At 35.7% G+C, this 13,552-nt stretch carries 15 protein-coding genes and 1 riboswitch; of the genes, 11 read left to right on the forward strand and 4 right to left on the reverse strand.

Annotated features, from left to right (window positions below; translation table 11 throughout):
- Nucleotides 1-6 precede the first annotated feature (6 nt).
- A complete protein-coding gene (locus AC1RPN_RS06450; protein WP_481761737.1) occupies nucleotides 7-534 on the reverse strand; it encodes a hypothetical protein in 528 nt (175 codons plus the stop codon).
- Between the two features lie 216 nt (nucleotides 535-750).
- Between AC1RPN_RS06450 and AC1RPN_RS06455 the strand changes: the two genes are divergently transcribed.
- The 3 genes from AC1RPN_RS06455 to AC1RPN_RS06465 all read left to right on the forward strand — a co-directional run bounded on the left by AC1RPN_RS06455 (nucleotide 751) and on the right by AC1RPN_RS06465 (nucleotide 2,278).
- The gene (locus tag AC1RPN_RS06455) at nucleotides 751-1,443 is read left to right on the forward strand and encodes a VIT1/CCC1 transporter family protein (RefSeq protein ID WP_481761736.1); all 693 of its coding nucleotides are present in this window, start codon (nucleotides 751-753) and stop codon (nucleotides 1,441-1,443) included.
- Between the two features lie 54 nt (nucleotides 1,444-1,497).
- Nucleotides 1,498-1,911: a helix-turn-helix domain-containing protein gene (locus tag AC1RPN_RS06460; RefSeq protein ID WP_481761735.1), complete on the forward strand. Its 414-nt coding sequence runs from the start codon at nucleotides 1,498-1,500 to the stop codon at nucleotides 1,909-1,911.
- 166 nt (nucleotides 1,912-2,077) lie between these two features.
- Nucleotides 2,078-2,278: a cold-shock protein gene (locus AC1RPN_RS06465; protein ID WP_112251328.1), complete on the forward strand. Its 201-nt coding sequence runs from the start codon at nucleotides 2,078-2,080 to the stop codon at nucleotides 2,276-2,278.
- Between the two features lie 90 nt (nucleotides 2,279-2,368).
- Here the strand turns inward: AC1RPN_RS06465 and AC1RPN_RS06470 are convergent, their stop codons facing one another.
- The 3 genes from AC1RPN_RS06470 to AC1RPN_RS06480 are packed head-to-tail and all read right to left on the reverse strand — an operon-like array spanning nucleotide 2,369 to nucleotide 4,686.
- A complete protein-coding gene (locus AC1RPN_RS06470) occupies nucleotides 2,369-3,448 on the reverse strand; it encodes an LCP family glycopolymer transferase (RefSeq protein ID WP_481761734.1) in 1,080 nt (359 codons plus the stop codon).
- 21 nt (nucleotides 3,449-3,469) lie between these two features.
- Nucleotides 3,470-3,844 carry a DUF1634 domain-containing protein gene (locus AC1RPN_RS06475; RefSeq protein ID WP_481761733.1) on the reverse strand — a complete coding sequence of 125 codons (375 nt, stop codon included), beginning with the start codon at nucleotides 3,842-3,844 and terminating at the stop codon, nucleotides 3,470-3,472.
- A complete protein-coding gene (locus tag AC1RPN_RS06480) occupies nucleotides 3,844-4,686 on the reverse strand; it encodes a sulfite exporter TauE/SafE family protein (protein ID WP_481761732.1) in 843 nt (280 codons plus the stop codon). Before AC1RPN_RS06480 ends, AC1RPN_RS06475 begins: the two co-directional genes overlap by 1 nt.
- Before the next feature lie 184 nt (nucleotides 4,687-4,870).
- On the opposite strand from AC1RPN_RS06480, the gene AC1RPN_RS06485 reads away from it, so the two are divergent.
- From AC1RPN_RS06485 to serS, 8 genes are all read left to right on the forward strand, one after another.
- On the forward strand, nucleotides 4,871-5,503 hold the full coding sequence (locus AC1RPN_RS06485; RefSeq protein WP_481761731.1) for a phosphatase PAP2 family protein: 633 nt from the start codon (nucleotides 4,871-4,873) through the stop codon (nucleotides 5,501-5,503).
- A gap of 3 nt (nucleotides 5,504-5,506) precedes the next feature.
- Nucleotides 5,507-6,028, forward strand: a complete 522-nt coding sequence (locus AC1RPN_RS06490) for a GNAT family N-acetyltransferase (RefSeq protein WP_481761730.1) — start codon at nucleotides 5,507-5,509, stop codon at nucleotides 6,026-6,028.
- 86 nt (nucleotides 6,029-6,114) lie between these two features.
- On the forward strand, nucleotides 6,115-6,648 hold the full coding sequence (locus tag AC1RPN_RS06495; protein WP_481761729.1) for an Rrf2 family transcriptional regulator: 534 nt from the start codon (nucleotides 6,115-6,117) through the stop codon (nucleotides 6,646-6,648).
- Nucleotides 6,649-6,783: 135 nt separating this feature from the next.
- The gene (gene alsS, locus AC1RPN_RS06500; protein ID WP_481761728.1) at nucleotides 6,784-8,463 is read left to right on the forward strand and encodes an acetolactate synthase AlsS; all 1,680 of its coding nucleotides are present in this window, start codon (nucleotides 6,784-6,786) and stop codon (nucleotides 8,461-8,463) included.
- A gap of 26 nt (nucleotides 8,464-8,489) precedes the next feature.
- On the forward strand, nucleotides 8,490-9,203 hold the full coding sequence (gene budA, locus AC1RPN_RS06505; RefSeq protein ID WP_481761727.1) for an acetolactate decarboxylase: 714 nt from the start codon (nucleotides 8,490-8,492) through the stop codon (nucleotides 9,201-9,203).
- A gap of 44 nt (nucleotides 9,204-9,247) precedes the next feature.
- A riboswitch (Lysine riboswitch) is annotated at nucleotides 9,248-9,432 on the forward strand.
- A gap of 124 nt (nucleotides 9,433-9,556) precedes the next feature.
- Nucleotides 9,557-10,987, forward strand: a complete 1,431-nt coding sequence (locus tag AC1RPN_RS06510; RefSeq protein WP_481761726.1) for an amino acid permease — start codon at nucleotides 9,557-9,559, stop codon at nucleotides 10,985-10,987.
- A gap of 8 nt (nucleotides 10,988-10,995) precedes the next feature.
- A complete protein-coding gene (locus AC1RPN_RS06515; RefSeq protein ID WP_481761725.1) occupies nucleotides 10,996-11,727 on the forward strand; it encodes a M15 family metallopeptidase in 732 nt (243 codons plus the stop codon).
- Nucleotides 11,728-12,004: 277 nt separating this feature from the next.
- Nucleotides 12,005-13,273 (forward strand): serine--tRNA ligase, encoded by a 1,269-nt coding sequence (serS, locus tag AC1RPN_RS06520; RefSeq protein ID WP_481761724.1) that lies wholly within the window; start codon nucleotides 12,005-12,007, stop codon nucleotides 13,271-13,273.
- The last annotated feature ends 279 nt before the right edge of the window (nucleotides 13,274-13,552 follow it).

The following is a 13,552-nucleotide window of genomic DNA, read 5'->3' on the forward strand; positions in this document are numbered from 1 at the left end:
GTTTTTTTAGTAGATTAAAATATTTAAACGAAATTCTTCAAAACCATTATCAATTTGAAGTTCGTCGTCTTCGAACGTTAATTTCTTATAAGGACCGCCTGTCAAATAAGTGGCAATTTTATAATGTGGTAGGCCTGCCATAATATTATGGACCTGTAATGTATCCTCTTTTGGTAGGTAGCCGAGTTTTCGCATCACAGCTTGATCATCTTCAAAATAAAGTGCAATACGACTATTTTCATTGAATGATACAACATCTTCCTTTAAAGATAATTTATCAAATGACAAATCGACGGGATATTTCCAAACTTCAAGTTCTTCGTAATCAATAAGAAGGAGTAACTGAATGTTAGATTCTAAATCCTCATCGCGCCACCCTTTATTAATATTTTCATTTTTAGTTATTGTTTGTAAGACAACCTTAAAGTTTTGATTATAAAGTGATAAGTCATCAATTTCGGCATCAAGGTACCAAGGATGATTATTTTTAATTTCAAAATAGGGACTAATTGGGTATTTTTTTGAGTCAGACATTTGATTCACCTCTTTCGAACAATTGCTTTAAGTATATCCTATAATGGGTTGAAATGCAGGTCCTTTCGATTTCTAGTAGTCAGTCTTTATCTATGGTAAGATTGTGTCCCATTTAAGATAAGGCAATCATGTTCCTTAACGAAATTAATAAACCCGACTGATAATCGTTCCCAATTAGCTTATACTTAAATGATTGGAAATGGAGTGAATCATTTGATGAATAGTCGTGCATTAAAAGTAGGAATGGCTTTATCAACGAAATTAAATATTTTAAGAGCAGGGGTATTAGGTGCTAATGATGGCATCATCTCAGTTGCAGGCGTTATTCTGGGGATGGCCGGTGCTAGTCAAGGTAAGTACTATCTTGTCTTAGCTGGACTTGCTGGTATGTTTGCGGGAGCGTTCTCAATGGCTGGTGGTGAATACGTCTCAGTTTCTGCACAAAGGGATACACAAAAATCGATTATCCATTCAGCTGCAAAAAAGTTAAAAGAAAATCGTGAATTTGAAATTGAACGATTAATTAATATCTACCAAGCAAAGGGATTCTCGCGGATGGTCGCAACGGATGTGGTCAATGAACTAATGTCTCAAAATGAACTAGAAAATTACTGTAAAGAAGTTAACAATATTGATGTCGGTGAGTACTTAAATCCGTGGCACGCAGCGATGTCCTCAATGACATCCTTTGTAGTTGGCTCGCTAGTTCCATTATTATTAATAGCGATACTCCCAACTGAGTTTATGATTCCACTGACGGTTATTGGCGTTGCTTTAGCTTTACTTTTAACAGGGGCAGTAAGCGGGATATTAGGGCGTAATAATATTAGACATGCCATGGTAAGAAATGTTTTTGTTGGATTAGTAACAATGGCTGTAACTTATTATATTGGCGGTTTATTTGGTTAAAAACCTACCCTTTTTTTAAAAAAGAGGTATGCTTATCTAAAGGAGGTGTTGTTGATGTTTCCGGAAAGATTAAAAGCATTGCGCAGAGGTAGTGGATTAACGCTAACTCAATTAGCTGTTGGATTAAATCAGTCTCAAAAATCGAATCATAACTTGAATTCTGGCCCGCAGATTGGTAGTTGGGAGCGTGGTATTAATACACCCTCATATCTTGAAGTCAGAAAGTTGGCCGAATTCTTTCATGTTTCAATTGATTTTTTAGTTGGTCAAACTAACGATGAATTGATTGATCTTGAAGATTTATTCGCACGGACGGCAACACTTTTATACCGCGATAAAATTTTATCAGGTAGTGATCGTTATGAAGTTATTCAAATGATTCAAGGATATTTAATGGGTAAATACCAGCCATATAATCTGGAAGAAAATGATGATTTAGCGTTACCACTTGAAGATGAAAACAACTAAATAAAAGCGCTATTTTAGAATTTGTTTTTACAATTAGACGTGATATAATTTAGGTGGCTTTTCAAATCAAATGAAGTTGATGAGTGTCTTCGGAAACGATATCAACTGGGACGATTTGAGAGTCATAAATAAAACGTGTCACATAGACACAAGGAGGATTTTATTCATGGAACAAGGTACAGTAAAATGGTTTAACGCAGATAAAGGTTTTGGTTTCATTACTCGCGAAGATGGTAGTGATGTATTCGTACATTTCTCAGCTATTCAAGGTGACGGTTTTAAAACATTAGACGAAGGTCAAAAAGTAACTTTTGACGTTGAAGATAGTGACCGTGGACCACAAGCAGTAAACGTAAACAAAGACTAATTTAAAATCTAAACAACTTGCCATTTAGGTGAGTTGTTTTTTTATGCAAAAAAGTAGGCCGTCAATCCCCGATTGACGGCCTACTTTTAACTATTCACGAGTTGTATTAATTTTTGTATCGGCTGTTAAAGTATTTCCAGTTTTAGCTGGAACCAAGCCAAGTGTGGAACGTAATTTATCAGTGATACGTTGTTTTTCAGTTTCGCTGGCAATTTCAAAAGCTTCTCCATTGACCATTGTTCCTGTACCTTGTAGATAATCTGAATGTGAATGATGTGTTGCCTTACGATAATTGGTACCTAAGACGGTAAGATCATTGAATGTTAAATCAGTTTTCATTTGAGATGACATTGTATTTAAAAATTTATCGTCTAATAAATTTTGAAGTTGTGTACTTTTTAAAGCCACTGCCATAATAATCTGACGTTGGCGTTTTTGTCGACCGTAATCGCCAAGAGGATCATCATATCTCATGCGGGCATACGAAAGGGCTTGTTTACCGTTGACATGAGTTTTAACGCCTTTTTTGAAGCTGGCACCATTATAAGAAAAAGATAGTGGTGGATTAACGTCAACACCGTCAACAGCATCAACTAGTGATTCTAAACCGCCCATGTTGATTGTTGCGTAGAAATCAATGGGTACATTGAAATATTTTTCAACAGTTTTAACGGCAGTTGCAGCACCACCATAAGCATAGGCAGCGTTTATCTTACTTGGAAAATCTGATTCATGGTCTGAAACCGCAACTTCAGTATCACGCGGTAAACTGATTAAGGTCATTGATTCTGTTTTAGGGTTAAGTGTGGCAACGATTAAAGTATCCGTTCGGCCACCAGTTTTAGCACGACCCAAGGCACCATCATCAGAACCTAAAAGTAAAATCGAAATAGGATGGTCCTTTTCCAAAACCGCTGCGACATTTCTAGTTTTAGCAATTTTAGTAGAAGTATAGATTTTATCAGCTGCATTTTTAGCGTTTGAGTATTTATGGTAGGCATAAACGCCACCGCAGATAGCAGCGATTATTATAATGATTAACCAAATTAAGCGACGACGTTTCTTGTTTTGCTTTTTATTTTTTCTTTCGCGTTTTGGTAAAGGCAGGTGATTAGTTGTTTCTTGGTGTAGTAGTTGTTCTTTATGATAGTTTTCTCGACGACTTGACATTGAAATGTTCCCCTTTATTAATTAATGTTCGCCAATAAAAAAGCCAGCAATTAAAATGACTAAAACGATGACGGTAATTTTAACGTACAGATAATCTTTTTCTTTGTAGAAAGCATAAATTGAAATAACGACACGAAGAATTGGTGTTAGTATTAAGCAAAATAGCCCAAGCATCATAATTGCGTAAGGTTTAAGTGCGACAATTCCAGAAATGATAGCAGAAAATGAAGTTGGAAATGTATTACCTTGATAGCCTGTTGAACCTGTAACTAAGGATAGGATAAGACCAATAATCATAATTATCGCAGAAATGAAAACGCCAATTCTTAGTATTTGACCAATCATTAATTCAATTTTTGCCATTTCGGCTGATGTGTTATTTTTTTCATTCATCATTAGATAGATACCCCGAATCCTTTTAGAATCATCTGAATGCTGACATACAATAGTACAGGTACAAAAATGAGGCGAATTATTTTTGCGGGTAGGTATTGCATTGCACGCGAACCAATTGATGAACCAACTAAAATTCCTAGCGCTAATGGAACCGCAATATCAGGTCTAATTGAACCATTGAAAAAGTAGACGGTCGCACTTGCGGCAGCGGTGACACCCATCATTAAGTTACTTGTTGAACTTGATGGTTTCAACGGCATTTTCATTGCAGTATCCATTGCCATAACTTTGAAAATACCAGATCCGATTCCTAGTAGTCCACTAGCAACTCCAGCACCAAGCATAATCGCCATCCCACCTGGAACATTTTCGACTTGATAATCAACTTGTTTTTTTAGTTGTTTATCATAGTACGAACTATTCAGTTTAAATTTGGTAGATAAATAATCAGGTTCAGCTGATTTTAAAACTTCTTCACCTACAAAAATTTTTTTAAGCATGTTGTAGACAGAAAGTAGCAAAAAAGCACCGAATAAAATGAAGAGAAAGGATGTATTAAAGACTCCTGTTAAGAGTGCTCCACAAATCGCACCAATTGTCGTTGCGATTTCTAAAAACATGGCGACCCTCAAATTTAAAACGTCATCTTTTAGAAATGCAATTGTAGCACCAGAACTCGTTGCGATAACGGCAATGATACTAGCACCAATAGCGTATTTAATATCTAATCCCATCATTAAAGTTAAGACCGGGGTGACAATGATGCCGCCACCTAATCCTAAGATAGATCCTAGAGCACCTGCCACAAGACCAGCGGCAAGCATAAGTAGTAGCGTATTCATTATTTATTTTCAACTCTTTTCTAAATTTATAAAGATATCCTATTTTACCATAAACTTACATAAAATTGAGCATTTGCTTGATTTCTGTATGAATTCTTAAAGATTTTGGTAACTAACTTTAAACAAATTAAAAAATATGATAAATTATGTGGATAAAATAGACTGTAATTAAGAGGTTAGAGTAATGATTAATAAGAATAAACTTTATGGAGTAGTCATAATAGGCAGTGGACTATTCGCAATATTGACGTTATTAATAGTAACAAAAAATAATTTTATTCATGGTATAGATAATAATATCATTGCAGTTGTTAGGTTTCATCCTACAGCGCAACTAGACCAAGTGATGCAGATAATCAGTTGGCTAAGTAGTCCGATGATGATAGGGTTGTATTCAGTCATTTTGATGATTATTTTATATAAATTACGACGAGGTGTACTCGCTATTTGGACAGGGATGACCATAATGACTGGAGCACTGTTAATTAAGCTCATTAAAAGTAGCGTCCAGAGACCTCGACCAGTGGGGCATGGATCAATTACTGGATTCAGTTTCCCCAGTGGACATACGTTCGGGGTGGCATTATTTTGTCTAACGATAATGAGTATTATGCTGGTAGAATTTAAGTATAGTAAACAATTTTTGATTAACTGCTTATTAGCGATATGGATCATGATGATTATGATTTCAAGAGTATATCTACAAGCTCACTTTCCGACGGATACGGTAGGCGCTGTTCTTTTAACAGTCACTTGGATAGCCATTGCACGCGTTATATATCTAAAAATTCTGAATAAATTTAAAATTGAGGGCTAAAAAATGAATCAATATGAAACGAAACGGCTTGTGGTACGTCCGTTATGCTCATCAGACATAAATGACATATATGAATATGCTTGTGATGAAACGGTTGGTCAAATGGCTGGCTTTTTACCCGTGAATTCATTGGCTGAAGCTAGTTTGTTCGTTGCGACGCTACAAAAACAAAGTATATTTGCGATTGAGTGTAAAGGAAATCAAAAAGTAGTCGGTAATATCGGTTTATATGAAGTAGTTGATGAGAATCAAGAACCTAGTTTGGTAGTTAAAGAGGTTGGCTATGCACTAAATCCTATTTTTAAGAATCAAGGGATAATGACTGAAGCAGTTCAAGGACTTTTAACAATGGCTCAGGCGTTAGATTTAGAACGTGTAATTGGCGTGACAACTATTGAAAATAAAGCATCTATCAAAGTGTTAAAAAAATCCAATTTTAAATTTGTTGAAAAAAGAGCGGTTTCATCCCTTTTTCAACCTGCTGCTCTAATTAATGAAATTGTTTATGCGGTTGATTTAAAATAATCAATACCAATTGTCAACGACATATGTTATCCTTTATTCGTATATATAGAACTATTTGAAAATTAATCAACCGGGGGTAGCTGACTATGCAATTAACAAAAGGATTTGAACAAGCAGCGTGTATTATTTCTTTATTGGCAACGCAGGATAAGGGTGTGCCAATTTCATCGCAAGTAATCAACGCTCGTCTTGGTGGTTCACAAACTTATCTTCGTAAAATTATGCGTAAGTTAGTCGTTGCGGGACTTGTGAAATCTGTTTCAGGTAATAATGGCGGTTTTACGTTAGCAAGGGATGCTAAGGATATCAATTTATTAGAAATTGTGGAGGCTTCGGAAGGAAAGATTGAAACCTATCCAAACTTCGGTTTCTTTGATCGTGTATTTCGTGAATTTAAACAAGATACAGAAAAAGCAACCGTCGTCGTTAATAGTGTTTTTGCTGAAGCGGATAAACGTTGGGCTAATTATTTAGAGTCACAAACGGTTTATCAACTAATTGCAGCAACGTTTGACGAAACTGAAATTCCTTTAATTAATTGGAATGAAGAAGATATCAGTGGTCAACGTAAATTAATCATTCAAAAAATTGTCGAAAATGTAACCGGAAATCATAAATAACGAAACCATTATTAACCATAACTGGGTTAATAATGGTTTTTTATTTAGGCTTACATTTGGTAAGTTTAAACCATAGTCATTTATTTGTGAAAATGCTATCATGGATACTACTAAAACAAATTCGGAGGAAATCTAATGACAGATAATAAATATTACGGCGCAGATGCCATTGTTGATAGTTTAATAAATCATGATGTGAAATATGTATTTGGTATTCCTGGTGCAAAAATTGATCGTGTTTTTGAAAAATTGGAACATCCGACGAATTCTAAATCGCCAGAATTAATTATTACGCGCCATGAACAAAATGCAGCATTTATGGCTGCTGGGATTGGTCGTATTACAGGTAAACCGGGGGTTGTTTTAACGACTTCCGGACCTGGTGCAAGTAATTTGGCAACAGGCGTTGTGACGGCTACGGCAGAAGGTGATCCTGTTCTTGCTATTTCTGGTCAAGTGAAACGTTCAGATTTAACGAGACTAACGCATCAAAGTATGAATAACACGGCATTATTTGAACCAATCACTAAATATAGTGCAGAGGTTCAAGAACCTGAGAATATTTCAGAAGTGATTGCTAATGCTTACCAAGAAGCTGAGGCTGCAAAGCAAGGGGCAAGTTTCGTTAGTATTCCCCAAGATGTAACAGATTCAGAAGTGAAAACAAAAGTTATCCAGCCTTTAATGGCACCTAAATTAGGTCCCGCTAGCCCGGTAGAAAGTACACTTTTAGCACAAGAAATTAAAGCAGCAAAATTACCTGTTTTACTTGTGGGAATGCGGGCATCTTCACCAGAAGTAACAAAAGCTATTCGTAATTTAGTTGAAGCAACGAATCTACCTGTTGTGGAAACATTTCAAGCCGCTGGTGTGATATCGCGTGAATTAGTCGGTGATTTCTTTGGTCGTGTGGGCTTATTCAGAAATCAACCAGGGGATCAATTACTTAAAAAGAGCGATTTAGTTATTACAATTGGCTATGATCCTATTGAATATGAACCACGTAACTGGAATGCAGAAGGAACAGCTAATATTGTTGTTGTTGACGATATGCGTTCAGAGATTGATCATAATTTCCAACCAAAGAAAGAGTTAGTGGGCGACATCGCGCAAACACTTGAATTTTTATTACCCTATATGAAAGGCTATCAAATGGCATCTGAATCTCGTGAGTATTTAGATGGCTTACAAGAAAAATTACAGGCTAGGGATGAAGCGCCAGTTGTGACAAGTGACACATTAACCAGTCATCCATTAAGCATTATCCAAGAATTACAAAAACGTGTTTCAGATGAAATGACGGTAGCAGTTGATGTCGGTAGTTTCTACATTTGGATCGCGCGACATTTTAGAAGTTATGAACCACGTCATTTATTATTTAGTAATGGGATGCAAACATTAGGAGTTGCGTTACCTTGGGCAATTTCAGCGGCCTTAGTTCGACCTAATACACAAATCGTCTCAATTTCTGGAGATGGTGGATTCTTGTTTTCAGCCCAAGATTTGGAAACAGCGGTTCGTTTGAATCTGAATATTGTTCATATTATTTGGAATGATGGACACTACGATATGGTTAAATTCCAAGAAGAAATGAAATATGGTCAATCTGCCGGTGTGAATTTTGGCGCAGTGGATTTTGTGAAATATGCGGAAAGTTTTGGTGCAAAAGGCTTACGCGTTGAAAAAGCACAAGATTTAGCTAAAACATTAGATGAAGCATTTGCAACTAATGGTCCTGTTATTGTTGATATACCAGTTGATTATAAAGATAATCAAGAATTAGGACAATCAATTTTAATGGATCAATTATATTAAAATAATTTTCAAGAGAGGTCAACGACATGCAAGATATAAAAAAGGTTTATCAACATGGTACCTTAGCAACATTAATTGAAGGCTTGTACGAAGGCACATTGAGTGTTGGAGAATTATTGAAACATGGTGATTACGGAATTGGAACTGTTGGTGATTTAGATGGCGAAATGATTGTGATTGACGGAAAGGCTTTCCAGATTACTGCAAAAGGTCAAATTAATCAAGTTAGCGATGACGTTCTTGTTCCATTTGCGACAGTCCATTTTAATCAAGCAGACGCATCTATTCAATTTGAAAATGTGGCAGGAAATGTTTTAGAAGAGCAATTACTTGAATTATATCCTTACCAAAATTTATTTTTTAGTGTTCTTATTAAAGGAACATTTAGTAAAATGAGTACACGATCTGTTGCTAAACAAAGTAAACCGTATCCAGAATTAACTGCGGTAACTGCCAAACAATCGGAATTTGAAGAAGAAGATATTGATGGAACAGCTATTGGCTATTTCACACCTGAGTTATTTCAAGGAATTGGTGCAGCGGGATTCCATATTCATTTTTTATCTGATGAAAATAAAATGGGTGGACATATTTTAGATTATCATTTAAAAAATGGGGTTGTGAGTTTACAGCCATTTAGTTCGATTGAACAACACTTTCCAATCGAAAATGAAGCTTTTTTAAAAAATGAAACAGATATTGAAAAGTTGCATGATGAAATTAATATAGCTGAAAATTAGGATACAGCTTGCAAAATATCAGTGAATTGATTATAGTAAGAATTATCGAAAGAAGAGGATGCAGTTTTCATAAGTATGTTTAATGAAGCAATTAAGTGCTGAAGAAGTTAAACTGAAAGGGTGAACTGCCGAAGTGGATGCTAACTTAGATTTAGTGACTGCTGGGGTCTGATTTAATAAGTCAGAAACTGTCGTGATTATATAGTAATCACGGGGCGCTTATAACGATTTGACTGAGTCTATTAATCTGAGTCTTTTTGTATAACGCGTAATAGTGTTGTACAAAAGGTCTCTTTTTCTTTTCTCAATTTTAAAAATCACGAGTGCTCCTCTATATATAGGGGGGATTTCATATGGCAGAACAAGAAGGTATGCACCGAGAGTTAAAAACAAGACACTTATCAATGATTGCCTTGGGTGGAAGTATTGGAACAGGCTTATTCGTTGCGAGTGGGTCAGCAATTTCGAAGGCAGGGCCAGGTGGTGCGTTACTAGCTTACATTGGCATTGGAATTATGGTTTACTTTTTAATGACTAGTTTAGGTGAAATGGCAACGTATTTACCAGTTTCAGGGTCGTTTGCGGTTTATTCAACGCGATTTGTTGATCCTGCGATGGGTTTTGCAATGGGTTGGAATTACTGGTTTAACTGGGCAATTACATTGGCTGTTGATATTAGTACAGCTGCCTTGGTTATGCAATTTTGGTTGCCAGATGTACCAGGATGGATTTTTAGTACAATCTCGTTAGTTATTATTTTTTCAATTAATGCGTTGTCAGTTAAATCATTTGGTGAAACAGAATATTGGTTATCAATTATTAAAGTGGTGACTGTCATTGTCTTCTTAATCGTTGGTGTATTGACTATATTTGGTATTCTAGGTGGCCATGCAACGGGACTTGAAAACTTTACAATGAAGAAAGCTCCATTTGTTGGTGGTGTTCCAATGATTCTAAGTGTATTCGTCGTCGCTGGTTTCTCTTTCCAAGGAACTGAATTAATCGGTATTACGGCGGGAGAATCAGAAACGCCTGAAAAGAGTATTCCAAAAGCAATTAAACAAGTGTTTTGGCGGATTCTACTATTCTATATTTTCGCTATTTTTATCATTGCAGCAATTATTCCGTATACAAGTCCAGATTTACTCGGCTCAAGCGCATCAGATATTTCAATTAGTCCATTTACATTGGTCTTTCAAAGAGCTGGGTTAGCCTCTGCAGCAAGTGTTATGAATGCAGTTATCTTAACATCTGTACTTTCAGCTGCAAATTCAGGAATGTATGCATCAACTCGAATGCTTCATTCACTTGCGGAACAGGGTTACGCTCCTAAAAAGTTTAAACAAACGAATAGTCGTGGTATTCCAATGGCAGCACTAGTGGGAACAACATTTATCGGATTACTCACATTTTTAGCAAGTGTTTTTGGAGCAAAAGTGTATGTCTTTTTACTGAGTGCTAGTGGGTTAACTGGATTCATCGCTTGGCTAGGAATTGCAATCTCACATTACAGATTTAGAAAAGCGTTCAAAGCGCAAGGACATGAAGTGTCAGAATTAAAGTACTCTGCAAAATGGTTCCCAGTGGGCCCTATTTTAGCGCTTGTTCTTTGTATTTTAGTTATTCTTGGACAAGATATTCAATCATTTAAAAATTTTGATTGGGAAGCAATCTCGGTTAGTTATATGAGCATTCCGTTATTTGTTATCTTGTACACATATTATAAAATACGCTATAAAACAAAATTAATTCCATTAAAAGATGTAGATTTATCAAAGAAATGAGGCACATTTTGACTAGAAGAAAATGGATGATGATGGTAGTAATGATGTGTGCACTATTAATAGGTGCATGCGGTAAGAAAGCGAATACGACACCTAGCCATAAAACGGTAAAAGTCACACAAAAAAGTGAGCTACCTAAAGGTGTAAAGGCAAATGATTGGAATTTAATATTAGTTAATTCAGAGCATAAACTCAAGCAAGAACTGGATTTTAAACAGAAAATAGATGGAAATGTTATTGTAAATTCAAAAATTGAGAGTGCTTTGAATGATTTTGTATCAGCAGCAAATAAGGCCGGGTATAAGGCGTCACTGGTATCTGGTTATCGATCAATTAGCTACCAAAAAGAGGTCTATGCAGACTCAATTAAAAGCTATGAAAATTCGGGAAAGTCAGTTGCTCAGGCTAAACAATTAACAAAAGAGTATGTGGCAGAACCAGGATCAAGCGAACATCACACCGGACTAGCAGTCGATATGATGTCATCAAATTGGTATGCCAAACATAATGATTTAGATAATAGTAGTGAAACAGATAAGGGTCAAAAATGGTTAATCAACCATGCGGTAAATTATGGATTTATATTGAGATTCCCGAAAGATAAAGAAAAATCGACTAAAATTGATTATGAAACATGGCATTTCCGCTATGTTGGTAAAAGTAACGCGAAATATATAGTTAAGCATCATCTTTCGTTAGAAGAGTATATCGATTTGCTTAATAAAGCGGGTAAGAATTAAACTTGCAATTTAATAAAACAACGCTTATTATTAAAGTAATAAATAAACACGGAAAACGTTATAAGTAGGCATTTAAGAGACGTAATGGTGGTGGAAATTACGAAGCTGAAAATCCGGCGTGAATAAGTGGGTGGGTAATGCCACACGGGAGACCGTTATCTATTTGAGTGTGACAAATGATTATTTGTCGAACTTGGGTGGTACCGCGAAAATGAGCCTTTCGTCCCAATTAGTGGATGAGTGGGCTTTTTTTATACAAAAAAAGGAGGAACAGAATATGTTAGATATTAAAATGATTCGTCAAAATGTCGATGAAGTTAAGGAACAATTGGGTAATCGTGGGGTAAAACCAGAGATTATTGATGAAATGGTTGAAAAGGATCGTAAACGTAGGGATATTATTGTTCAAACCGAAACTTTAAAAAAGAAAAGAAACGATGTATCGCAAGCTATTGCACAATTAAAACGAAATAAAGAAAATGCAGATGCTCAAATCGAAGAAATGAAAAAAGTCGGAGATGAAATTAAAGCATTTGATGAAGAATTAAAGGTTTTAGATGCAGACGTAACAGATATGGCATCGCGACTACCAAATATGCCAAATAAAACGATTCCAGTAGGTCCTGATGAAGATTCAAACATTGAATTAAGAAAAGTAGGTACACCAAGAACTTTTGATTTTGAGCCGAAAGCACATTGGGAAATCGGTGAAAATTTAGATATTTTAGATTTTGAACGTGGCGCTAAAGTGTCGGGCAGTCGATTCCTATACTATAAAGGATGGGGAGCTCGTTTAGAACGTGCTTTATACAATTTTATGCTTGATCAACATGCAATTGATGGTTATACAGAGATTATTCCTCCATATATTGTTAATGATGAGTCAATGTACGGAACTGGTCAATTTCCGAAGTTTAAGGAAGACGTTTTTCAAATCGCAAATGAAAATTTAACGTTAATTCCAACAGCAGAAGTACCATTAACTAATTACTACAGGGATGAAGTTATTCCGGAAGAAAAATTACCAGTATATTTCACAGCTCTCTCACCCTCATTCAGATCTGAAGCAGGAAGCGCTGGAAGAGATACACGTGGATTGATTAGATTGCATCAATTTAATAAAGTTGAAATGGTGAAATATACTAAACCAGAAGATTCATATGCAGAACTAGAAAAAATGACAAGTGATGCAGGCAGAATTATGGAAAAACTTGGGTTACCATATCATGTGATAACATTGTCAACGGGAGATATGGGATTCTCAGCAGCAATGACACATGATTTAGAGGTTTGGTTACCTGCACAAAATATGTATCGTGAAATTTCAAGTTGTTCTAATACTGAAGCATTTCAGGCTCGTAGGGCTCATATCCAATATAGGGATGATGATGGAAAATTACAGTTTGTACACACGTTGAATGGTTCAGGATTGGCAGTTGGTCGTACGCTAGCAGCAGTTCTTGAAAATTATCAGAATGAAGACGGGTCGGTAACTATTCCGGAAGTTCTTCAACCATACATGGGTGGATTAGACATTATTAAATAGCTTTTATCAAAAAAGCGACTTAAACTTATCAATTCGATGAGGTTAAGTCGCTTTTTTGATAAAGTAATAATTAATAAATCAAATTTATCTGTAATGAAGTATTGACAGGGTGTATACCAGATGGTATATTAATAAAGCTGATTGATACGGCAAGAAGAAATGAATATTTATTCAAAAAAATTCTTGACAAATCATGACGTGGTTGATATGATATAAAAGTTGTCAAAAGCAACCAAGTAGATCTTTGAAAACTGAACAAATTTTCGACAAATCAAATGT

Source organism: Dellaglioa sp. CoH-57-MRSF-20 (assembly GCF_056781955.1).